Annotated in this window: 25 protein-coding genes; 6 read left to right on the top strand and 19 right to left on the bottom strand. The window is 43.4% G+C overall.

From position 1 onward, the window contains the following. The first annotated feature begins 94 nt into the window (after positions 1-94). Genes ACSYSN_RS02740 through ACSYSN_RS02730 form a run of 3 tightly spaced genes read left to right on the top strand, consistent with a single transcriptional unit; the run spans position 95 to position 1,491 of the window. Positions 95-628 carry a helix-turn-helix domain-containing protein gene (locus ACSYSN_RS02740; protein WP_491712657.1) on the top strand — a complete coding sequence of 178 codons (534 nt, stop codon included), beginning with the start codon at positions 95-97 and terminating at the stop codon, positions 626-628. 32 nt (positions 629-660) lie between these two features. After that, on the top strand, positions 661-1,263 hold the full coding sequence (locus tag ACSYSN_RS02735) for a DDE-type integrase/transposase/recombinase (RefSeq protein ID WP_491711753.1): 603 nt from the start codon (positions 661-663) through the stop codon (positions 1,261-1,263). A gap of 3 nt (positions 1,264-1,266) precedes the next feature. Then, positions 1,267-1,491 carry an IS3 family transposase gene (locus tag ACSYSN_RS02730; RefSeq protein ID WP_491712039.1) on the top strand — a complete coding sequence of 75 codons (225 nt, stop codon included), beginning with the start codon at positions 1,267-1,269 and terminating at the stop codon, positions 1,489-1,491. Positions 1,492-1,539: 48 nt separating this feature from the next. On the opposite strand, the gene ACSYSN_RS02725 is transcribed toward ACSYSN_RS02730, so the two are convergent. From ACSYSN_RS02725 to murB, 8 genes are all read right to left on the bottom strand, one after another. Continuing rightward, positions 1,540-2,259 carry a hypothetical protein gene (locus ACSYSN_RS02725; RefSeq protein WP_491712656.1) on the bottom strand — a complete coding sequence of 240 codons (720 nt, stop codon included), beginning with the start codon at positions 2,257-2,259 and terminating at the stop codon, positions 1,540-1,542. Positions 2,260-2,293: 34 nt separating this feature from the next. Further along, a complete protein-coding gene (locus ACSYSN_RS02720; RefSeq protein ID WP_491712655.1) occupies positions 2,294-2,728 on the bottom strand; it encodes a CopY/TcrY family copper transport repressor in 435 nt (144 codons plus the stop codon). Positions 2,729-2,751: 23 nt separating this feature from the next. Next, positions 2,752-3,567 (bottom strand): Cof-type HAD-IIB family hydrolase, encoded by an 816-nt coding sequence (locus tag ACSYSN_RS02715; protein WP_491712654.1) that lies wholly within the window; start codon positions 3,565-3,567, stop codon positions 2,752-2,754. A 94-nt stretch (positions 3,568-3,661) separates the two neighbouring features. Continuing rightward, complete coding sequence (glmS, locus tag ACSYSN_RS02710; RefSeq protein ID WP_491712653.1) at positions 3,662-5,473, bottom strand: glutamine--fructose-6-phosphate transaminase (isomerizing); 1,812 nt, start codon at positions 5,471-5,473, stop codon at positions 3,662-3,664. Positions 5,474-5,670: 197 nt separating this feature from the next. Beyond that, the gene (gene glmM / locus ACSYSN_RS02705) at positions 5,671-7,023 is read right to left on the bottom strand and encodes a phosphoglucosamine mutase (protein WP_491712652.1); all 1,353 of its coding nucleotides are present in this window, start codon (positions 7,021-7,023) and stop codon (positions 5,671-5,673) included. 19 nt (positions 7,024-7,042) lie between these two features. Beyond that, the gene (locus ACSYSN_RS02700; RefSeq protein WP_491712651.1) at positions 7,043-8,023 is read right to left on the bottom strand and encodes a CdaR family protein; all 981 of its coding nucleotides are present in this window, start codon (positions 8,021-8,023) and stop codon (positions 7,043-7,045) included. Next, the gene (gene cdaA, locus ACSYSN_RS02695; protein WP_317638236.1) at positions 8,020-8,865 is read right to left on the bottom strand and encodes a diadenylate cyclase CdaA; all 846 of its coding nucleotides are present in this window, start codon (positions 8,863-8,865) and stop codon (positions 8,020-8,022) included. The genes ACSYSN_RS02700 and cdaA overlap by 4 nt, the downstream gene beginning before the upstream one ends. Before the next feature lie 35 nt (positions 8,866-8,900). Further along, on the bottom strand, positions 8,901-9,800 hold the full coding sequence (murB, locus tag ACSYSN_RS02690) for a UDP-N-acetylmuramate dehydrogenase (protein WP_491712650.1): 900 nt from the start codon (positions 9,798-9,800) through the stop codon (positions 8,901-8,903). A gap of 98 nt (positions 9,801-9,898) precedes the next feature. Here murB and ACSYSN_RS02685 point away from each other — a divergent pair, with 98 nt between their 5' ends. Next, complete coding sequence (locus ACSYSN_RS02685) at positions 9,899-10,432, top strand: 3'-5' exonuclease (protein WP_491712649.1); 534 nt, start codon at positions 9,899-9,901, stop codon at positions 10,430-10,432. A gap of 30 nt (positions 10,433-10,462) precedes the next feature. Here the strand turns inward: ACSYSN_RS02685 and tsaE are convergent, their stop codons facing one another. From tsaE to ACSYSN_RS02670, 3 genes are read right to left on the bottom strand one after another with little or no spacing between them, the layout of a single operon-like run. Next, positions 10,463-10,936, bottom strand: coding sequence for a tRNA (adenosine(37)-N6)-threonylcarbamoyltransferase complex ATPase subunit type 1 TsaE (gene tsaE / locus ACSYSN_RS02680; RefSeq protein WP_491712648.1), 474 nt, complete (start codon positions 10,934-10,936; stop codon positions 10,463-10,465). Positions 10,937-10,939: 3 nt separating this feature from the next. Further along, on the bottom strand, positions 10,940-11,914 hold the full coding sequence (pta, locus tag ACSYSN_RS02675) for a phosphate acetyltransferase (protein ID WP_491712647.1): 975 nt from the start codon (positions 11,912-11,914) through the stop codon (positions 10,940-10,942). 11 nt (positions 11,915-11,925) lie between these two features. Continuing rightward, positions 11,926-12,621, bottom strand: a complete 696-nt coding sequence (locus ACSYSN_RS02670; RefSeq protein WP_491712646.1) for a uracil-DNA glycosylase — start codon at positions 12,619-12,621, stop codon at positions 11,926-11,928. An 83-nt stretch (positions 12,622-12,704) separates the two neighbouring features. Here ACSYSN_RS02670 and ACSYSN_RS02665 point away from each other — a divergent pair, with 83 nt between their 5' ends. Both ACSYSN_RS02665 and ACSYSN_RS02660 read left to right on the top strand, forming a co-directional pair. Further along, entirely contained in the window at positions 12,705-13,580 is an 876-nt protein-coding gene (locus tag ACSYSN_RS02665; protein WP_491712645.1) for a Cof-type HAD-IIB family hydrolase, read from the top strand. A 10-nt stretch (positions 13,581-13,590) separates the two neighbouring features. Then, positions 13,591-14,112: an LURP-one-related/scramblase family protein gene (locus ACSYSN_RS02660; protein WP_317638234.1), complete on the top strand. Its 522-nt coding sequence runs from the start codon at positions 13,591-13,593 to the stop codon at positions 14,110-14,112. Positions 14,113-14,134: 22 nt separating this feature from the next. Here the strand turns inward: ACSYSN_RS02660 and ACSYSN_RS02655 are convergent, their stop codons facing one another. The 8 genes from ACSYSN_RS02655 to ACSYSN_RS02620 all read right to left on the bottom strand — a co-directional run bounded on the left by ACSYSN_RS02655 (position 14,135) and on the right by ACSYSN_RS02620 (position 22,816). Further along, the gene (locus tag ACSYSN_RS02655) at positions 14,135-14,704 is read right to left on the bottom strand and encodes a GDSL-type esterase/lipase family protein (RefSeq protein ID WP_491712644.1); all 570 of its coding nucleotides are present in this window, start codon (positions 14,702-14,704) and stop codon (positions 14,135-14,137) included. 102 nt (positions 14,705-14,806) lie between these two features. Further along, positions 14,807-15,394, bottom strand: a complete 588-nt coding sequence (locus ACSYSN_RS02650) for a hypothetical protein (RefSeq protein WP_491712643.1) — start codon at positions 15,392-15,394, stop codon at positions 14,807-14,809. A gap of 126 nt (positions 15,395-15,520) precedes the next feature. Next, positions 15,521-16,138: a hypothetical protein gene (locus tag ACSYSN_RS02645; protein WP_491712642.1), complete on the bottom strand. Its 618-nt coding sequence runs from the start codon at positions 16,136-16,138 to the stop codon at positions 15,521-15,523. 161 nt (positions 16,139-16,299) lie between these two features. Beyond that, positions 16,300-18,354, bottom strand: a complete 2,055-nt coding sequence (locus ACSYSN_RS02640; RefSeq protein ID WP_491712641.1) for an SLAP domain-containing protein — start codon at positions 18,352-18,354, stop codon at positions 16,300-16,302. Positions 18,355-18,612: 258 nt separating this feature from the next. Beyond that, positions 18,613-19,368, bottom strand: a complete 756-nt coding sequence (gene tpiA / locus ACSYSN_RS02635) for a triose-phosphate isomerase (RefSeq protein ID WP_491712640.1) — start codon at positions 19,366-19,368, stop codon at positions 18,613-18,615. 20 nt (positions 19,369-19,388) lie between these two features. After that, the gene (locus ACSYSN_RS02630; RefSeq protein ID WP_491712639.1) at positions 19,389-20,600 is read right to left on the bottom strand and encodes a phosphoglycerate kinase; all 1,212 of its coding nucleotides are present in this window, start codon (positions 20,598-20,600) and stop codon (positions 19,389-19,391) included. 105 nt (positions 20,601-20,705) lie between these two features. Continuing rightward, complete coding sequence (gene gap / locus ACSYSN_RS02625; protein WP_317637973.1) at positions 20,706-21,722, bottom strand: type I glyceraldehyde-3-phosphate dehydrogenase; 1,017 nt, start codon at positions 21,720-21,722, stop codon at positions 20,706-20,708. Positions 21,723-21,784: 62 nt separating this feature from the next. Continuing rightward, positions 21,785-22,816 carry a sugar-binding transcriptional regulator gene (locus ACSYSN_RS02620; RefSeq protein ID WP_491712638.1) on the bottom strand — a complete coding sequence of 344 codons (1,032 nt, stop codon included), beginning with the start codon at positions 22,814-22,816 and terminating at the stop codon, positions 21,785-21,787. Between the last annotated feature and the right edge of the window lie 138 nt (positions 22,817-22,954).

Below are 22,954 nucleotides of genomic sequence, written 5' to 3'. Positions count from 1 at the left end.
AGCTATCATCTAATTCTTCGCACTAAAAAAGCTTACCAGTTACTTTGAAGTTAACCCTCTAGATTGGACCAAAATCCATCTGGAGGGTTTTACTATGGTTAAATTTACCGTTGAACAAAAATTACAAGCACTTAACTTGCTCAAAGATGGCTATAGCAGTTGCTCTGTGGCCCAAATAATTGGTGCTGGCTCACATCAAACGATTGATACTTGGGCAGGGCAATACCAGAACTTTGGCGTGCAGGGTTTAGAAATTCAGCGCACTTCGCAAAATTATCGTGGTCAATTCAAGCTCCAAGTCTTAAACTGGAGAAAAGAACATGACGAGACCTATCAAAATACCGCCATTCACTTCAAGATTTCCTCCCCTAGCTTAATTTATACTTGGGAAAAACGTTTTGACGAGGGCGGACTTGATGCACTCTTTACTAAACGAGGCCGACCACCGATGAATAAATCACCTAAAAAACCAGGTAAGTATACCAGCAGCGAGTTATCTGAATTAGAGCGGCTGCGCTTAGAAAATCGCCAGCTCCACATTGAGAACGACTACTTAAAAAAAGTCGAGGCCTTAGCTCGGCGCAAAGACGCTCAACGCAAGAAGAACGGACCATCATCCAAGAGCTAAGGCATGAGCATAACTATCAACTGCAAGAACTATTGCACTATAGCTTTTTAGCCAAGAGCACCTATGAGTATCACCCGAGCAGCAGGCGAAAAAGGTACAGCGATCTGGCTTTACTGTCGCTAATTAAAGTGGTTAAAAGGCATAATCCCAGCTTTGGCTACCTGCCCATGACCGATACGCTAAAAATCAAGTATGGTCTCAAGGTAAACCATAAACGGGTTTACCGGTTGATGAAAGAACAAGGTCTGCTGGCGTGCAAATACAACCTGCGTGCAGGCAAGTATGATTCATCCAAGGGTCCTCAAGGCAAGAAGGCCAAGAATCGCTTCCACCAAAAGTTTAAGACGAATCGGCCCTATCAAAAGATAGTCACCGATATTAGTGAATTTCGCTATGGCAATAAGAGCATGAGTGAACGGATATATTTCTCACCTTTTAAAGACCTTTACAGTGGTGAAATCATCAGCTACACCATTAGTCAGCGGCCACAGACCAAGTATGTGCTGGATGGACTCAAACAGGTTTTGGTCAGCCGGCCTAAACTGCCTTACCGCATGACGATTCACAGCGACCAAGGCATTCAATACCAGTCCAAAGCATATTGCCAGACCCTAAAGCAGCATCACATTTTTTAAAGCATGTCGCGGCGAGCCACCTGCCACGACAATGCGGCCTGCGAGAGTCTCTTTCACATCATGAAGGTTGAGCTAGACTACTACACCTATACCTATCCTACTAAGAAGGTGCTGCAGGAGGCCATGGAAAAGTGCATCAAATACTACAATCAAACTAGAATCAGGCACACGCTAAAAGGCCGCACCCCGATTGAATATCGGAACACGGCCTTAGCAAATATGAAATAATGTTAATGTCCAATTCTAGGGGTTAACTTCACTTGGTAAGCTTTTTACTTATTCTTTTACTACTTCTTTTTTATTTAACCGCGTGTATATGATCCAGCCGACAGAAGTCAGAACACCTAACGCCAACCCCAGCCAAAGTGATGAAGAAGTTGACAGCGTAATACTTTTATCTAACTCAGTCTGCAAGCCGCGGACAAAGCTATTGGCAAAATATTGTAACATCCCAAAGGAAGCAACTGCTACTAAAAGCAGCGCGCCGGCTGCCCAACTCTTGCCAAACAAGCCCAATACCGCAGCTAAGATGAGAACAATCAGGATACCCAGGCAAAAGTAGTGGAATAGGCTAACCCCCTGCTTGAGCTGGTCTGAATTTTGGTCAAGTGACTCATTAATCTTTGCCGTCATCCCGGAGTTGACTGCTTTTTGAATCTCATTTTTTTCTGGTAAGTTTAAATTTTCAGCAGTTATTTCACCATTCTCCTGATAGCTGGCACTAAGCTTGTACAAGCTGATATATGAGAGATCGTAGTGGTATTTCTGCGGCAATTGGTCAATTACCTTATCGATTAAACCAAAACTTTGAGCTAACTGGAGAGAATCCTTTACGCTTGTATTCCCCTTTTCATCAACGGCCTTCTTCAAGGCTGTTTTAGCCATTCCGTGAACATTCGGTTCATTGATTGTTACGGGACTGCGTAACAACATGAACCCTGACACACAAACCAGGGCAACAAAAATTATCCGCGCCAAAATATTACTAGATTTCATCAATCATTTTTCTCCTTATGCCAATTTACCATTACTAACAATCATGCTGGTCTGAAATCAGGCAGTTACAGCTGACCTGGTCAGGTGCATGCTTTTCTTTACGAGTCAACTCTGCTTGAATAGTTGCAATGTCACCTTTAGACAGAGGCATGTCCTGCAAAATTTCAATCATTACCTGGCCCTTATGCATATCACACATGTGCTGCATCATCTCAGTTGTAACCCGGGTCATCATCTGAACCTGGTTAACCGTAGCAGAATAGACAAAGCGCCGCCCATCCTTACGCGTACTGAGCAAGCCCTTCTTTACTAACCGTCCCATTAAAGTCTTAATCGTTGATTCAGACCAGTTTTTCTTTGCTTGAAGCTGCTGGATTACATCTCCAGCGTGGATTTCCCCTAACGTCCATACTATTCGCATAACTTCCCATTCGGCCTCGGAAATATTTTGTTCTTTAGTTTTTACCATTATCATCAACTCAATTCAGTTTATTATAGAACAAACTTTTTCAGCGCTTTAGCTATTCCTTCACTGTCATTATCATCCGTTACGTAATCCGCTTCCTGTTTAATTTCTTCGATTGCATTGCCCATGGCAATTTTTTGAAAATTAGGATTGGCAAACATCGAAATATCATTGCCCTGATCGCCAAAAACCATTACCTGCTGCTGATCAAGCTTGAGCCGGTCAGCCAGTTGAATTAGTGCATTCCCCTTGGAGGCGTCCTTGAGATTAACTTCAATCACACTTGAAAAGCTACGCACAATATCATACTTGGCAAAGGCCCATTCTGGAATATTCTGCCAGAGCTTGTCCACTTCTTGCTCCTCTTTGATCACACTAAACCCTACTTTGTTAAAAGTAAAGTCTTGAGTAATCTCTTCTGGCTTCCTCACCTTGACCAGTTCATTGTTGACCGCAGCATTAATGGCCAGATTTGCTCCCAGATCACGATCACAGGTCCAAAAACATTCTGGTGTTTCAAAATGCAAGTTAACTTTGGCAAGCCTTTGCAAACGCCGCAAATTGGAAAAATCATGGTAATTCATTTCCTGGTTCATGAGCACATTACCAGCTAAGTCCTGGATAACTGCGCCGTTAAAAACAATATTATATTGCTTTTGGCCCGCAAGCCCAAGTTGCCGATTAAAAGTCATTGCACCAGATAACGGTCGCCCCGTGGCTAGTACCACTAGAATCCCCTGACTGCTCGCCTGTCTTAAGGCTTTTTCCGTTTCCGGTGAAATCTGATTATTACTGTTGAGCAGGGTGCCATCAAGGTCAACTGCGATTAATTTAATTGCCAAACTATTTTCCCCCAATTTTTACATTATCTTCTTTATTATACAAAAAGTCGTAATAACTTACGACTTTTTCATAAAATATTCTATTTTGATCTTTTTATTCAACAGTCACGCTCTTAGCCAAGTTACGTGGTTTATCAACATCTAAGCCCTTATCCTTGGATGCAAAATAGGCTAACAGCTGACTAACAACCACACTGACTAGCGGCCGTAAGTAATAGTCAAGCTGTGGAAGTACAAGATCATCATTAGGCTTAGCCAGCTCCTTGCTGGCAATCGTAATCACACTTGCTCCTCTGGCAACCACTTCTTGGATATTACCGCGCATCAGATCACTAGTTACAGGATCATTAATTAAAGCAATGACTGGCGTGCCCTGCTCAATTAAAGAGATCGTTCCATGCTTGAGCTCAGCCGCGGCAAAACCCTCGGTCTGGATATATGAAACCTCTTTCAGTTTCAGGGCTGCTTCTAGAGCAAGCGGATAGTCAATGCCACGGCCAATGTAAAAGGCATTACGTGATGGAATTAGATATTTTTGGGCCAATTGCTCAAGTCGCTTTTGATCAGAAATCACTTCTTCAATACCCTCAGCCGCCAGGGCCAAGTTTGTTCGCAAGCTAAAGTCCCGCGCTTTTTGCTTGCCAAGTTGTTCTCCCAATGCCTTAGCTAAAATAGCTTCAAGGGCAACCTGAGCCGTATACGCCTTGGTTGACGCAACCGCTATTTCAGGGCCAGCTTCAAGTGACATGGCATAATCAGCTTCGCGAGCTAGCGTTGAATTCGGCACATTAGTTAAGGTTAAGCAGGGAATCTTACGTTTCAAAGCCTCCTGCAAAACTACTCGGGAATCAGCTGTTTCACCCGATTGTGACAAGAAGATGAAGAAGGGGTGTTTAGACATCATCGGGAAGTGATATCCGGCCTCAGAGGCCAGGCCAACCTCCGTAGGAAGATCTGTCAGATGTTCTAATAATGCCTGCCCCACCAGGCCGGCGTGGTAACTAGTACCGGCTGCAAAGATGTAGAGTCGGTCCGCCTGCGCCAGAGCCGTTAGAATCGCTTTGTCAATTTGGGGCTCCCCTTTATCATCTAGATAGAACTGGTCCAAATGCCGTAAGACGCTTGGCTGTTCACTGATTTCTTTAAGCATATAAAACTCATAAGTACCCTTAGAAGCAGCATTAGGATCAATCGTCAAAACGTGTTCGTGGTGTTCAACTCTACTACCAGTGATAGTTTCAAGGCGATAATCATTTGGGGTAATATCGCCCACCTCTTGGTCTTGAAGGTCAATGAAAGTCTGGGTTTGATCCAAAACCGACAATGCATCAGAAGCAATCACATTAAAGCCAGCTCCCAGTCCCAACATTAGTGGTGACTTGTTTTTGGCAATATAGATATGATCAGGTTGAGTATTATCAACAAGCAGCAGAGCGTACGACCCCCTAATCAGCTGCAGGGCCTTTTTCAGTGCCGTCAAGGCATCGGTCTTTTCTTCCCTGGCTATTTTACTAATTAATTGTACAATTACTTCAGTATCGGTAGCGGACTCAAAATCGACTCCTGACAAGTATTCGTTTTTAATTTCCTGGTAATTCTCAATCACACCATTGTGCACCAGGTAAAAACGCCTAGTCTCATCAAACTGAGGATGCGCGTTATCCACAGTTGGCTTGCCGTGAGTTGCCCAGCGGGTATGGCCAATACCGACTGTGCCCTGCTCAGTTGGCTTCATCTTATCTTTAAGGTTTTGAATGCGGCCCACCGCTTTAGTTAAGTATTCATTACCCTGCAAGTCATTCAGATAGATACCGGCTGAATCATAACCGCGGTATTCCAATTTAGACAGTCCATTTAGGACCGCTTCTCTAGCAGCTTTTCCGACAATCCCAACAATTCCACACATGTTTTTCTCCTTTGGTATAGTCATAAATACAAATTGGTTTAAAAAAATATTTTGGTTACAACAGAAATAATATGATATTTAACAAAATTGGTCAAGCTATAATATTTAAATTGGTATATACTAAGTGGGAGAATCATTGCGCTTAAACAAACAAAAGAAGCAGGAAAATTTCCTGCTTCTTTTGTTTTGGTTGTCTGTTAAACGCCCATTTCTCTTTCAACGACGTCCGTAATACGCTTAACATAGGCATCTGTTTCTGCTTGAGTCGGGCCCTCAGCCATTACCCGGAGAAGTTCTTGGGTACCAGATGGTCGGACCAAGACACGACCATCACCGGCCATCTCATCTTCCACTGCTTCGATTACATCAAGAATTGCCTGATGCTCTTGCCAATTCTTTTTGTCAGTAACCGGTACATTAACCAAGCACTGGGGATAATCTTTGAAATCTTGCAACAACTCGGTTAAGGATTTTCCCGTCTTCTTCATTACCAGCATTAAGTGCAGACCGGTGAGCATCCCGTCTCCGGTGTTATGGTAATCACTCATAATCACATGACCAGATTGTTCACCACCGAGGTTATATCCGTTTGCGCGCATTTCTTCCGAAACGTAGCGGTCACCAACCTGCGTGCGGATATTTTTAATTCCACGTCGCTCAAGCGCCTTAGTAAAGCCCAGGTTACTCATGACCGTAGTCACAATTGTATCCTTCTTTAACCGACCACTGTCTTCAAGATAGGTGCCAAGAATGTACATAATGTGGTCCCCGTCTATTTCCTTACCATTCTCATCCACGGCAATGCAGCGGTCCGCATCGCCGTCAAAGGCAAGTCCCAACTGAGCGCCCTGTTTAACTACTTCTTCCTGTAACTTTTGCGTATGAGTTGCACCAACATGATCATTAATATTTAATCCATTAGGGTGGGTGGCAATCGTAGTGAAGTCAACTCCGCAGTCAGCAAATAAGCGCGAGATGAGGCTACTGGCCGCACCATTTGCTCCATCAATCACAACTTTAATACCGTCCAAGTCTTCTGGAATAGTATTTTCGATAAATTGCAAATACTTCGCACTGCCCTCATGAAAGTCCGTCACTGAGCCCAAACCTTCCGCAGATGGCCGGGGTAAAGTGTCCACTTCAGCATCAAACAATGCTTCGATTTCTTCTTCCATTTCATCGGAAAGCTTCAAGCCATCACTACCAAAAAACTTGATACCATTATCCTCAACCGGATTATGTGAAGCTGAAATTTGGACACCAGCATCAGCACCCTGTGCACGCACAAGGTAAGACAGACCCGGGGTGGTGATTACACCTGCTTCTAAAACCTCAATTCCCACCGACAACAAGCCAGAGATGAGAGCGTATTCTAACATCTGGCCAGAAATTCGCGTATCGCGTGATACCAAAACCTTAGCCTGCTCATCTTTAGCTTTATTCTTGGTTAAGACATAGCCACCATCACGCCCTAATTTAAAGGCCATTTCAGGTGACAAGTCACGATTAGCTACTCCGCGCACACCATCAGTGCCAAAATATTTCAACATAAAAACTACCTCTCATTTTTTATTTACCGTGTGTTTTTTTCGAATCGCTGATATTCTCAACTTTAACTTCCACAGCCAGATGACTTGGGTTCGCTTTGACAATACCATGCGGCAAGGCCAGAGTTACGGTCTTGACAGTTGAAGAAGCAACGTTGCTTAAGTCAACTGGAACCTTTAAGTGCTTTATCTTGGCCAGGGTTTCTTCACTACCATATATCGTTACTTGACTACTTTTGGCAGTCAGCGAGTATACCTTATCCGTCTGTTCATGCTTGGGCTCAATTTCCACTTTGACCGTCTTCTTGGCAACAGAGATTGGAATAGTCACCTTAGCGGTGGCTGGTTCAATCACAACGTTAAGTTGCCGACCATTACGATCTTCCGCAATCAAATTAACCTGGCGTTCATAAGGATGGTCGATTCCATTAGGCAAAACGACCTTAGCAACAATTTGGTCAATTTGGTCAACCTCGCTACGTGCACCGGTCACTTCGACTTGTTGCGGATAAACACTGGTATGACCCAATTTATACCCTTCAGCAATGGCATTCTTATTATATTCCATTTGAATAGGCATAGTGGTCGACTTCCGCCGCTGAATATTGACATGGACTGTTTTAGGGCTAATTGAGTATGATAATTGGCTACTGATTCCCGTCATTTTTACCCTAACGGAATGCTCGCCAATACTTTTAGCAGTCAAATCAATATAAGCACGGAAGTTTTGCGTATTAACGGTTGAAGTAACTAGGGCCGTCGACCCCTCTAGAGTAACACTTACCTTTTCAGGGTAGCCAATGACATAATACTTATCGGTATCAACTGAAACTTGCAAAGGAACTGAAATCGTTTGGCTTTTGTTAGCTGTTTGTCTAGTACGCTCACTCTGCCCCTGGATCAGAAAACCCTGTTGTGAATAATTGACGTAAATCACCAGCAAAACCGCAATCAGAAGCGACATTAGGCTGATAACCCAGGACTTTCTCCAAAAATTCTTCATCGATCAGCACCCCACTTCCAGATTTTACGGACAATTTTTTGGTACCATTTTTCATTTTTATGTTGTTTTGGCACCAGTTGCGCCGTTAAGTATTTCAGATATTCTTCACGGGTCATATCGAGCAACAACCGGCCATTACGTGTAATGGTCACACCACCTGTTTCTTCAGAAACAACAATTGTAATTGCGTCTGTCACCTCAGAAATCCCAACTGCGGCCCGGTGCCTAGTTCCCAAGCGCTTAGGAATCATGCTGCTATCTGACAAAGGCAGATAAGCCGCTGCCACAGCAATCTTGTGGTCCTTATCGATAATGACGGCACCGTCGTGTAGTGGAGTATTGGGAATAAAAATATTAATCAACAATTCGCCAGTAACATGAGCATTCAACTTGATGCCCGTTTCAATATAGTCATCAAGCCCTGTCTCCTGTTGAATTGTAATCAGCGCACCAATTCTGCGCTTGGACATGTACTGAATCGACTTGTCAAGTTCATCAATGAATTTGAGTGATTCATCACGCTGACTGTCTTCGCGTTCACCAAAGATTGGTAAGCGGCCAAGATGTTCAAGACCACGCCTGATTTCTGGTTGAAAAATAATGATAATGCCGACCACAGACCAGGAAACAATCTGATCAATCAACCACGTTGTTGTATGCAGTTGCAAAATACCGGCAATTATCCTGACGGCAAAAATCAGCACAATCCCTTTAGCAAGTTGAACCGCCTTGGTCCCTCTGATCAACACCACTAAGTGATAGACCAAGAACCAGATGATCAATACATCGAGGATAAGTGACAGACTACGCCACGATAAAATATTTGCGATGTTAAAATGCATGGGTATTCCTTCCATTATTGCTAAATTCCCCCTCCTCAACCAGCTGGTTTTCCAATAATCCTAACTTCAGTATGCAGCTTTATGCCAAAACGTTCATCTACCTTTTGCTGAATCAAATGAATCAAATCAAGATAATCCGTCGCAGTTGCTGCGCCCTTATTAACTATGAATCCGGCATGCTTGGTCGAATCCTGAGCACCCCCAATTTGCTTTCCTTGCAAGCCGGCCTGAATAATTAACGGGCCCACATAATAACCAGTTGGCCGCTTAAAGACGCTACCGCAAGAGGGGTATTCCAGGGGCTGCTTATACTGCCGCAATGCATTCAAATAGTTCATCTCAGCCAAGATCTTATTTCTTTTACCATGCTGCAATGCAAAGGTAGCCTCGATTACAATATCACCATTTTCCTGCACCACAGAATGACGGTAGGAAAACTGCATTTCTTCGTTCGTGTAACACTTAAATTCACCAGTACGAGTCAAAACTCTAACGCTCTGGACCACATCACACACTTCGCCACCGTAGGCACCGGCATTCATAAAGACAGCACCGCCAACGCTACCTGGAATACCAGCTGCAAATTCCAGACCAGTCAGCTTGCACTGGGCAGCGGTAAAGGCCGTATCAATAATACGAGCCCCGGCTTGTGCAGTTACTTGATCTTGGTCAATTCTAATCTGCTTCATGGCCGTTAAGATAAGTACTAATCCAGCGATGCCACCATCTTGAATAATCAAGTTGGATGCATTACCAATTATCGTCAGGGGAAGTCGCTCGTTGCGGGCAGCAGCAACCAACTGTTCTAATTCAGTTAAAGTTTTGGGAAAAGCCAAATATTCTGCTGGCCCCCCCGTTTCTGTAAACGAGTAGCGACTGAGCGGAACTTGTTTTTCTATTTTTATTCCTTTTTTTGCAAGCTCGAATAACTCCAAAGTTTTTATCCCCTTTAATATGTCTTTTTCTATTTTACCGCAATCAGCGACCGGCTTCATCCTATGTTATACTAAAATTAAGTTTTAAAGGAGAAAAAATGAATTTTATTGCAATGGACTTTGAAACCGCCAACCGGCATCCAGAAAGTGCGTGTTCGCTGGCTCTGGTCATGGTGCGGAACAACCAAATTGTCGACCGCTTTTATACTGTCATCAATCCACAAATGCCCTTTGATGCACGCAATATTCAAATTCACGATATTACTGCGGCTGACGTGGCAGACGCGCCAACGATGGCCGAAGTTTGGCCACAAGTCAAAAATCTATTTCAACCGGGCATGCTAGTTTGTGCGCATAATGCCCGTTTTGACACCAATGTCATGAGGCAAAGTCTGGCCCGCTATGATATCCAGGAACCACATTACTTTGTTATCGATACCCTGCAAACAAGCAAGGTTTTCGAACCGGACCTGCCCAACCACAAGCTCGATACAGTCGCTAAGGCGCTAAGTGTTGAATTATGGCACCATCACAACGCTTTGAGCGATAGCGAGGCCTGTGCGGGAATCCTGCTGGCGCAAAATAAACGGTTCGGTGATGAGGCACTGAAAAATTTGATTTATCAAATTTAAAAAACCAGGACGGTAGACTGTCCTGGTTTTTTATTCAACTTTTTGCAAAATAGTTTCGACCCAGTCCTCGTTTCTTAATCCACGAGGGCGAAATTCCATGACACGTTTGGTAGAATCCCAGCTATCATCAATCCGGCTAATAACCAGTTGCAAGTATTCATCCGGCAGCTCTGCCTTGATTACTTCTGGCCACTCAATAATGACCAAACCCGGTTCTGCCAAATAAGCGCTCAGGTCAATTGAAGACAAGTCATCTGCCTCAAGGCGGTAAAAATCCATGTGAAAAACTGGCAAACTAGCTTCGCGGTATTCACGCACAATGGTAAATGTTGGGCTTTTGACTGGCCGTTTAACTCCTAGTGCACCAGCAATTCCCTGGGTCAGCGTGGTTTTACCGGCGCCCAAGTCACCGGTTAATAACAAGATATCGTGCGGTTGAGCTGTCCCTGCAATAATTGCGCCCACTTTTTTCATTTCTACCGGCGAATTAATCCTCAGCTTCATCTTTTATCTCCCTACTAGCGCTTGGGCTGCAGTCAAGATGGCGACATCATAAATATCCTCACTGCTGGCTCCCCGGGACAAATCGTTGATTGGTTGGGCAATGCCTTGTAGAATCGGGCCAATTGCCGTAAAGTTTCCTAAACGCTGCGTGATTTTATATGCAATATTGCCCGACTGTAATTCAGGAAAGATAAAAACATTAGCCCGCCCCTTGAGAGGAGATTGGGAGGACTTGGCAGCTGCAACTTCTGGCACAAAGGCAGCATCAAACTGCAACTCCCCATCAGCAATAATTTCAGGGTGGTTTTGCTTAAATAATTCACTTGCTTTTACGACTTTATCGACCATCTCCCCCTTGGCCGAGCCCTTGGTTGAAAAGCTTAAAAAAGCCACCCGCGGTTCAAGATCAATCATTCTTGCTGTCTGAACAGATTGGTAGGCAATTTCCGCCAGCGTCTGACTATCTGGATCAAGGTTAATTGCGCAATCAGCAAAAACATACTGCTCTTCGCCCTGTTCCATAATGAAGCCCCCTGAAATCCGCTTCATTCCTTGCGCTGCGTGAATTAGCTGCAGTGCTGGTCGTACAGTTGCCGCTGTTGAACGCGTGGCCCCAGAAACCATCCCGTCAGCATCACCCATTTGGACCATCATTGTGCCAAAGTAGTTATCATCCCGCAAGGCAGTTCTTACTTCTTCTTCAGAAATACGCTTTCCCCGCGCTTGACCAAAAGCCTCGACCATTCGGTCATCAGCGTCAGGTTGCACTATTATTATCTTGTCTAAGTTGAGGCCTGCTTGCCGGGCTATTTCCTTAACCCGTTCTGGCTGGCCCAGCAAAACCGGCTCCAGCAAGTTTTCTGCTGCTAGTCTCTGCACAGCTCGCAAGACCCTGATATCTTCACTTTCCGGAAAAACAATCCGCAATTTTTGCGGAGCATCGTTTAACTTAGACTTTAATACTTCAAAAACACTCATTATTATTCCACCTATGCTAAATCTGCTTGTGTAATTTGTTCAGGTAATTGCCAGTCGATGGGGGTTGCCCCAAAATCCTTCAAGGCTGCATTACACCGTGAGAACGGTCTCGACCCAAAAAATCCCCGGTCAGCTGAAAACGGACTAGGATGGGCTGACTTAATTACCATGTTTTTGTCCTGATCAATTAGGGTAATCTTATTTTGAGCGTATCTCCCCCACAGAATAAAAACTATCCGTCCCCGGTCACTTAAAGCCTTAATTGCAGCATCAGTTACTTCTTCCCAACCCTGGCCTTGGTGGCCATTAGCTTGACCGTATGGCACGGTCAAAACCGCATTGAGCATTAGTACACCCTGATCAGCCCACTTTTTGAGGTAACCGTGCTGAACCGGAAGACACCCCACATCATCGTACAATTCTTGGTAGATATTCTTAAGTGACGGCGGTAAACTCACGCCCGGCATTACGGAGAAGCTCATGCCAGTCGCTTGTCCAGGATTGTGGTAAGGGTCTTGACCCAAAATAACCACTTTACTTTGAGCAAATGGCGTTAATTTAAAGGCAGTAAAAATATGATACATGTCGGGGAAAATTTGCTTGGTGGCGTATTCTTTTTTTAAAAATTCACGTAAGTGCTGATACTTTTCACTTTCAAAGACTGGAGCCAAAACTTCATCCCAGTCATTACCAATAAACTTTTTCATTTTTTAAAGCCGCCTCACTTTCACTAGTTTTATGGTATCATGAAATTAATTAACGGGGAAGCTGGAAAGGAGCTGGGAGATTTTTGATTAAGTTAGTAGCTTGCGACTTGGATGGAACCTTGTTCAATCGTGATCTGGCTATATCGGCCGAAAATGTAGCCGCAATCCGAGCAGCCCAAACAAATGGTATTGAGTTTCTGGTGGCCACAGGACGAGCCCCTAGTCAATCACGTCGAACAATTGCAGCTTACGGCCTCCAAACTGGCTTTATCAACCTTAATGGCGCACTGGTTTTTGACTGGCTAGGTAACTTGCTGGTTAAACACACCCTCCCCGCTCCTAAGATCCGGGCGGTGGCAGCAATCCTGGCCCGGCACCACATTTACTTCGAGTTAGTGACTACAGAGCGGATCTATTCGACGGATGTCAGTCAACGCATTGTCAATCTGGCACACTCACTGGTTGCATTAAACCAGCAGGTATCTTTTAAAAAAGCCGTGGCAACTTCAGCAGGAAGTGACGCAATGCGCAGCATGGTCGAAGTAAGCAACTTCGGTGACCTCTTAGCTAATCCCCAAGTTGAAATAATGAAAATAATTGCCTTTGACCGTCGTGGCCCAGCAGCCTTTAGTGCAGCCAAAGCAGAAATTATGCAACTTGGCGGGGTAGTAGTCACTTCCAGCGCCGCCGCTAACATTGAAATTAACGACGCCCAGGCCCAAAAAGGGCGGGCCCTCCTTGATTATGCCCACCAAAAGGGACTTAAACGCGCAGAAATTGCAGCTATTGGCGACAACCTAAATGATGCCAGCATGATCGAAGCGGCGGGAACCGGTGTGGCAATGGGCAACGCCGTTCCGGCGATCAAGGAACTAGCTCAAGTAATTACTAAGTCAAATAATGATCATGGCGTAGCTGCTGTTTTAAGGGAATTTATTAGCAATAATCGAAAAGAATAGAGGTACTATGATGCGCTATTTTTTAGAGTTAACTCAAAAGCGGGAATACGGGCAGATTCCGGTAGCTAACGACAAGGGCAAGATTCGCTACATTATCCAGGGCAATCTGGACAATCCTAACCATACCCTTTATTTAAAAACCAATACGGGTAAAGAAATTGGCCGCCTCTACACTGACGGCAACGGACTAATTGCCTCCTTTACAATTGATGTGGTCAATCACTCGCTGGTCAAAGTCAAGCGCTTGAATAACCGAGCAGCCAATCTCTTCTACCTTACCAGGCTCAACTACCTAGTTACCGGTAGTATCAGAAATGGTAGCTACAAGTTCATTACCGGTCTGAAGAAAGTAGCAACTGTCAAAACCGAAATGAAAAAAAGCGGGGTCGTCTTAACTTGTGACATTGCCCGACCCGAAGACGTACCCTTTATCTTACTTTGTGCAACTCTCTTTACCCAGTGGCACACTACCCCGCTGCGCCTGCCTACCTTCCCGCCCATCGGTGGAAACTACAAGGTGAAATTTAATTAGGCGTTTGTTTTCAAATTTAAGGTTACCTGATCAGTTGCTCTACCAATAAGTTAGCCAGCAGGTCATATCCTGCCGCTCCGAAATGAAGCCCATCATACAACTCGCCTCGGCACAGGTTAGACAAATCGCCCGCATTAATCATCGCCTGGTACAAGTTGACAAACTTTACCTGATAGACGTGCGCAACCTCATTGATAATGCCCGCATAGCGCTCTACTAACTTATTATTGCGTTTTTTCTGCTTACGTTCATCAACTGCTGGTGGCGAAATAAGCACCACATTGGGCGGATAGTACTGGCAGATGACACTTGCAACTAGTAATTCAATATTTTGCTTAAAGCGTTCCGGCGGGACTTGCTTATGTAAGGCCAGGTCGTTGGTTCCAAGTAAAATTGCCAGTTTATCACCACGAGGTTTTTTCAAAATTAAATCTGCCAACATTGCCAAAAATGCTCCTGAATTAATACCCGGAATTGCTGTATTAACCACTTCAATTTGGGGTATTTTTTTCTTGATATCATTATTAATATGAGGTTCTTGCAGCCCCTCTTTGCGGGTGATTATGCTATCACCCGTTAAAAGTAATTTCATTATTAGTTACCTGCACTTCAACTTAAAATTTGCCTTAATCAAAAAGCTGTAACGTCATTTCTGTTTCGTTACAGCCTTTTCTCTTACCTAATAAAGAAATATTTACTGGTAAGTTACATTTTTAAACTGGTGCTGGCCATATTTTTGGGCGAGTGCTTGAGAAGAGAAATATTGGTGAGTAACCAAGCCGTTACTTGCATTGGCCCTAAAAAGCACAGTTTGTTTTTTACCATTCAATACTTCCGTTTTAACAGTGAAAGCAAAATTCTGGGCCTTTTTATTAACCATACCAATAACAATCCACTTACTACCGTGCATCGTTTTTTCTGTTATTCGCGCATTCTTATTAAAGATGTCGCTATTGGCATCCTGCCAGCTAGTGGACATCTGCCAAGGATACTTGTTTGTCCCCTTAACCTTACCAACTTTGTAACCGTTAATATGGTTGCCGATAATTGAAGCCCCAAAAGAAGTCTTACGAATAGTAATAGGGCTGCCGCTCAGAAAGCTAGTATTGTACCAAGTGCCTCGATAAGACTTGGGAAAAGTGTACAATTTGATAAAACCATACTTGTTCCCCTTGGCTGCCGCCGCCTGGACTTGCTGACCATCATTAACTGCTACACCGCTTACGGTCGTTAGAGTAATAGTGGCTGCCGCCAGTAACGTAATGATTTTTTGCCGTTTCATTATTTATTCTCCATTCAAATTTGCTGAGTTTAATTATCTTATTAATTGCCTGATAACACAAGTATTACTAAACAATAATTTTCAATTCAAAACAAAATAAGGCACTTAGCCTCATTTACGATAGTCTTAAAAATTTGAACTATACTTCATATTATCAAATTTTTCTCTGCCATACTTTTGCGCCTGTATTTCGGTCCTGAAGAATTGATTGACCACCTTGCCCGTTCCTGGAGCCGACTCAAAGAGTACCGCTTGGCTCTTACCATCCAGTACCTCATTCTTCACAGTATAGGCATAACCACGCGTACGCAACTTTTGATCAACGGGGCTAACTACAATCCAACTGTTGCCACGTTTCTTTTCTTTACTAGCACGCAAATATTGGTCTATATCAGTAATGTTATGCTCTACCCACGACCGAGACATCTGCCAGATATATTTCTTAGTACCCTTCATCTTGCCAAGCTTAACAACGTTGATATACTGATTATTCCAGGGCGTGTCAAAGCCGCTCCGGTGAAAGTTAAGCGGATAAATAGTCGTATTGCTACTACTGTACCACTTACCCTGGTATGACTCCGGAAAAACAAAAGCTTTGTCTAAACCATACTTTTTCTTTTTAGTAGTGGTCGTAGTCGTTTTATTGTCGGCAGCTTGGGCCTGACTTGCTTGGTTAACCTCCGCGCCAACTGCACTCAATGTAATTACAGTAGCTAGCAACGGTATCAATTTTTTTCTTTTCATTATTACTCTCCTTAGTGAATCTTTCATATATTATCAGTTAAAATAGGCAAAATAGCAAGCTTTTTTCGCATAAGTCTGCACTTTAAGCAAAAAAACCGGAAACGACTAACTCGTTTCCGGTTTTCTAGCTTAGTAGTTATACTTTAACTGTCATAAGTTAATTAGCGAATGTTAGCAACCTTAACGTATTGCTTAGCAGGACCACCAATCCGGTAGTAGAGCTTGCCATTCTTGAATTTGTAAGGTGAACCGTAAGTAATGACAGTCTTGCCCTTACGCAGAACACGCTTGTCAGCACGTTTCTTACCCGTCTGGTAGACATAAGCATTATGCTTCAAGACACGTGAAGTACCATCAATGTTGTCAGCCATTACGTATTGGCCTTCAGCAATTTTGTAGGCCAGACGACCATCTTCAAGCTTAACTGGTTGAAGATATACATCAACCTTAGTGAAAGCACGTAATGTTTCAGTGCCAACACGCTTGTGGCTAAGGTCATAGATGTAAGCGTTATGCATAACAGTCTTTGAGACCTTGTCCTCAGCTGGCTTAGAAGAACCATCAGTAGCACCAGTTACTGGAGTAGTAGTGGCAGCCCCACCACCACTAACAGGTCCTGGGTTGACAGGTGTTGGAACTGGAGTTGGAATAACAACTACCGGATTAACCGTAACTTTGAAAGTTCCGGTCTTACCGCTATCAGCAATCAAGTTTAAAGTGACATCGAACGGGTTTGCTGGTTGGGTAAAGTTACCGTTAGCATCTACACCACTGAGAGCTGCACGAATATCAGCTTGAAGATCCTTAAAATCAGCTTTCTCAGTTGGAGTGCCATTAGTTGATACTACATATTTAGCAGTAATCTTAGCTGCGACATCAGCAATATTGGTGTCTGCGGCAGTCAGGTCAACAGAGCCTAACGTAACGACTGCACCACCCGCCTTATTTTCTTTAACAACTGGTTCACCAGTCAGAGTAGTATCAAAAAGCTTGAATGCATCGCTAACTACACCGATTCCGGTAATCTTACCATCACTATCAGCTTCAAGGTAATATGTACCATCACCGATAGTAATTTCATATGTTTTACCAGGAGTTAAACCAGTAATATCAACAGTTGTGGCTGCATAATAGTCAGTACCTTTAGCAAGATTTGTAACTTCAGTCCCTACTCCTACTAAACCTTTACCACTTGGTTCTACATCAACGTCAGTGTAAACCTCAATACCTGACTTCTCAACTTTAGCACCTATCGGCAAAGTTGAAGACGTCACTGATGTTTGCAATTTAGTAGCAGGGTCATTGTCATCTAAGTCAGCAAGGTTGTCGATATTTAACTTAAGTGAAGCCGCACCTTCAACAATAAAGGCTGGAGTAACTATTATATCAAATGTGGCAGTATTACCATTATCTGCTAACAAATTCAACGTAACCTTAAATGGTTTCATTGGTTGGGCAAAACTACCATTTGGCTTAACATTAATACCAGCATCAGTAAGGGAGGCACGAATGTCATCTTGAATATTCTTAAAGTCTGCTGATGCGTTACCATTAGTTTCTACAGCGTATTTATCAGTAATCAATTTAGCAATAGCATCAACATTGGTGTCCGTAGCAGCAAGTTTGATTTCGCCTGAAATGACTGTTGAACCTCCTTCCTTCTTTTCCTTAACAATTGGTGTACCACTATTGCTTTTATCAAAAAGTTTAAATGCATCACTGATTACGCCGATTCCGGTAATCTTACCTGTGTTGTCAGCTTCAAGATTATACACACCATCACCGGCTGTGATTTCATATGTCTTACCAGGAGTTAAGCCAGTAATATCAACAGTTGTAGCGGCATAATACTCAATGCCAGCAGCAAAATTCTGAACTTCAGAACCAGCGCCCACTATACCTTTGCCATTTGGTTCTGCATCAATATTAGTGTAAACCTTTGCGTCTTTTGCTTCTATTTTGGCACCTGCTGGCACATTTGGTGTAGCTAGTGCCACTTGCAACTTAGAAGCAACATTACCGGAAACTAAATCAGCAACGTTTTTGACGTTTAACTTAAGTGTAGCAGCGTCGGCAGTGCTAGTAACTGTTCCAGCATCAATAGTGACTATTGAATCAGCTAATACAGTTGATACTGGTGTCGCAACAACTGGAGCAACCGTTAACAAAACGGCAGCAGCAGTACTTATAATTCTTGTTTTTTTCTTATTTTGCATCTTTTCCTCCTAAAAATTGCTAGATGCTAACTCCAGCAAAATCTGATTGTCGATAGATTAAATTTTACTATATTTTTTTTTTGCAATTTATATTTGCATATAAATAATAAAATAACGCGTGGTAGTGGTCACAAATACAAATATGTTAATGGATTAAAGCTGAGAATAATAAAAAATAACAAAATTTTATTTTAAAATAATCCGTACACAAAAAGCCCCTGCACTTGCAGGAGCTTTTTTACTTTGTATAGTTAGAATCTAGTCTTGGTAGTTAACTAAAGCTAGGTATGAATCAGGCTTTAGGCTGGCGCCACCAACAAGTCCACCGTCAATGTCTGGCTTAGCCATTAATTCCTTAACGTTGCCCGGATTTACCGAACCGCCATACTGAATACGAACATTGTCAGCAGTCTCATCATTGTACAAGTCTCTGACCGTATCACGGATCGTCTTGCACATTTCTTGAGCTTGATCGGAACTAGCAGTCTTACCAGTACCAATTGCCCAAATTGGTTCATAAGCGATTACAGCTTTAGCTACTTGATCATTAGTTAAACCGGCTAAAGCCGCCTTGATTTGCTGAATAACCCATTCTGCTTGCTGGTCAGCTTCACGTGTCTCTAGTGACTCACCACAGCAAATGATTGGAGTTACGCCGTTAGCAAATAAAGCTTGGGCCTTTTTATTAATATCCTCATCAGTTTCGTGGAAGTACTCACGCCGCTCTGAGTGACCGATGATACAGTAGTCGATGCCCATTTCCTTTAACACTTTAGATGAAGTTTCACCTGTGAAGGCACCCTCATCTTCGAAGTAGGCATTTTCTGCTCCGACTAATAAGTTGGAGCCAGCAGCAGCCTTTTTCAAGGCATCGAGGTCAACGGCCGGAGCACAAATTAGTGCTTCAACGGTGTTTTGGTTTGGTAACTTGTTCTTAACCGCAGCAACAAACTCTTTAGTTTGGTCTGGGTTCATGTTTAACTTCCAGTTACCAGCAATAATTGGTGTACGCATGTTACGTCCTTTCTGAGAACTTATTTGTCTGAAATGCAGGCAATTCCAGGTAATTCCTTACCTTCAAGGTATTGCAGAGAAGCGCCACCACCGGTTGAAATATGGGTGATCTGTGGTGCAATCCCTAATTGCTTGGCTGCAGCAGTTGAATCTCCACCACCAATGATAGTAGTTGCACCAGACAATTCAGCTAAGGATTTTCCGACTTCCAATGTACCCTCGGCAAAGTTTGACATTTCGAAGGCACCCATTGGCCCATTCCAAACAACAGTCTTAGCATCTTTCAGGATTTCCTTGAAATTAGCAATAGTCTTGGGACCAATGTCCAAGCCCATCATGTTTTCAGGAATATTACCTTCAACGACTTTACGAGCAGCATCGTTTGAGAACTCAGTTGCAGCCAAGTTGTCAACTGGCAAGACAATCTTACCCGCAGCATCTTTCAGTAATTTCTTAGCTAAGTCAACTTTATCAGGTTCAAACAATGACTTACCGATCTCCTGACCCTTAGCAGCTAAAAAGGTATATGCCATCCCACCACCAATTAAGATGTGGTCAGATTTTGGAATCAAGTTGGTAATAACATCAATCTTGTCAGAAACCTTGGCACCACCCAAGATAGTTACAAATGGATGTACTGGGTTGGCAACGGCGTCACCCAAGAACTTGATCTCTTTTTCCATCAAGTAGCCAGCTGCGGCAGGTTTGCCTGCCTTCTTCATGGCTTCTGCAATACCAACATTGGAGGCATGACTTCTATGCGCGGTACCAAAGGCATCGTTTACATACATATCACCCAGAGAAGCCCAGTACTCACCTAACGTTGGGTCGTTCTTGCTTTCACGCTTACCAAAGCTGTTATCAATGTCTTGGAAACGAGTATTTTCCAGAACAACAACGTCGCCATCATTCATCTTGCTGATTGCTGCTTCAACTTCCTTACCTTCATTTTCAGGTACGAAAGTTACTGGCTTTTGCAAAACTTCACTTAGGCGGTCAGCAACTGGCTTCAAAGTCAATTCTTTTTTGTCAGCATCGGACTTAACCCGGCCCAGGTGGCTGAGCAAAATTGCCTTACCACCATTTTCAATAATGTACTTGATAGTTGGCAGGGCAGCAACGATCCGATTGTCGTCACCAATCACGCCATCCTTAATCGGCACATTGAAGTCAACCCTGACCAAAACTTTTTTATCTTTAACATCTAGGTCTGAAACTATTAATTTAGCCATCTTTATCCTCTCTTTAGTTAATTACTTATTCTTGAAAAAAAGGCGGAAGGAAGAATATTCCCCTCCGCCTTCTCTTTTACTACTTAAAGATCATCAATTAATTGATTAAAGAGTAGCAAATTTCAACAAAGTACGAACCATTTGGCAAGTGAATGAGTATTCATTGTCGTACCAAGCAACAGTCTTAACTAATTGGTTGTCGCCGGCAGTGGTTACCATTGTTTGAGTTGGGTCAAAGATTGAACCAGCAGTCATACCAACAACGTCGCTAGAAACGATTTCGTCATCGTTGTATGCGAATGAAGGACTCTCGTACTTCTTCATTGCTGAGTTAACTTCATCAGCAGTAACGTTCTTGTCAAGAATTGAAACCAATTCAGTTAATGAACCATCAGTAACTGGAACACGTTGTGCATGACCGTTAACCTTACCGTTCAATTCTGGAACAACCAGGCCAATAGCCTTAGCAGCACCAGTTGAGTGAGGAATAATGTTAACTGCAGCAGCACGAGCAGCACGCATGTTACCACCACGTACAGGGCCATCCAAAAGCATTTGGGTTGAAGTGTAAGCGTGGATAGTAGTCATTGTGGCTACCTTAACACCAAATTCTTTTTGCAAAGCATCAACCATTGGTGCCAATGAGTTAGTAGTACATGAACCAGCTGAAACAATCGTGTCGCTTGAATCTAAAGTATCATCGTTTACTGCGTAAACAATCGTCTTCAGGTCGTTACCAGCAGGTGCTGAAATCAGAACCCGCTTGGCACCAGCATCAAGGTGAGCTTGTGACTTAGCCTTGCTAGTGTAGAAACCAGTACATTCAAGAACAAAGTCAACACCGTCATTCTTAACCCATGGAATGTTTTGAGCTTGTGGTTCAGCGTATACACGGTACTTCTTACCATCAACAACGATTGAATCGTCAGTAGCTGAAACTTCGTGGTTGAAAGTACCATGAGTTGAGTCGTACTTAAGTAAGTGAGCTAAAAGTGCTGGAGTAGTCAAGTCGTTAATTGCAACAACTTCAATATCCTTTGACTTCTCACCTAAATCCATAATCCGACGAAATGCTAAACGACCAATACGGCCAAAGCCGTTAATACCAATTTTAACTGTCATTTTCTAAAGTCCTCCTTAAGAACTATTTTAGAACTGTAAACATCAATTATTTTAAATGAGAATTACTTCTCCTTTAAAATCTGCTTTGAGGCTCCTTCATCAGTAATTAACCAGGTTTGATGAGGAGCATTAGGCATATAAGCTTCAATTGCTTTGGCCTTATGGCCGCCACAAGCAAAGGCAAATATGTGGGGGATTTTGTTTAGATCCTCGAACTGCAAGCCAACCTGTTGCACGCGATCGACAATCTTACCGTCACCGTCAAAAAAACACCCAAAACATTCAGTGACTACTTTCTTTTCCCGTAATTCAGAGAGCCGAATTGAATCATACCCGCGGCGGCGTGCCATCTCTAAGGCAAGTCCAATACCGTGGATAACGATATCTGTCTTAGCAATGTCTTCAAGCACATCTGCAAAGGTGGACTCTCGAATTAGCGACTTGTAGGCTTCAGACGAAACCTGCTCTGGCAAATACAAAGTCTTGTACTTACCACCCGTCTCGGCCGCCATCTCTTGCACGATCGTGTTGCTTTGAAAAGCCACATCTTCGCCCAAGGCTCCGCGACCCGGTACAAATTCAAGTTGTCGATTTTTACTTAAACTCTTAGACAAGTCCTTCGCTGACTTGGCAAGGGCCGCACCGCCTAAAACTGTAATAATTGAGTGCCCTAGTGGCAAGAGTAGGTCCAAAGCTGCATTCAGCTCTTCACCCATACGCTCATATACTAGTTCCTGAAGGTCGCTGTCACCCGGAACAATAATTGTCCGTTCAATGCCTAACTTGCGGGCCAAATCAATTTCGGTCTGGCGAGCGTTAAACAAGCGATCAATCAAAGGTGCTGCATCCTGCAAAGTCTTCTTACCCTTTTCCGTCATGAACATTCCGAAGCTCTTAATCTCGATTAGACCAAGAGTACGCAGGTACTCCGTTTCCGTACGGACATTGCGTTCAGAAAGTCCCAGCGCCTGAGCCACATATCTACGGCCAATTGGCGCATGCAGCTCAATCTGCTCAAGGACAAGATATCTTTGCCGAAAGACTTTTAAGACGTCAGGAACGAGAGCCTCAAGCACAGGAAATTCCGAGTACATTAGCTTCCCCTCCCTCGTGGGACAATTATGACCCATGTTTTGTCATTTTTTGTCCCAATCTTCCTAAAAATATAAGAGAAACGTAGACTTACCTTAATAATTCTTCATTCCTCAACCGACAGTTATAGTATAACAACC

It is taken from the genome of Lactobacillus sp. ESL1191 (genome assembly GCF_058504435.1).
The sequence above is the reverse complement of the archived record's forward strand: the minus strand, read 5'-3'. Positions and strand labels throughout refer to the sequence as shown.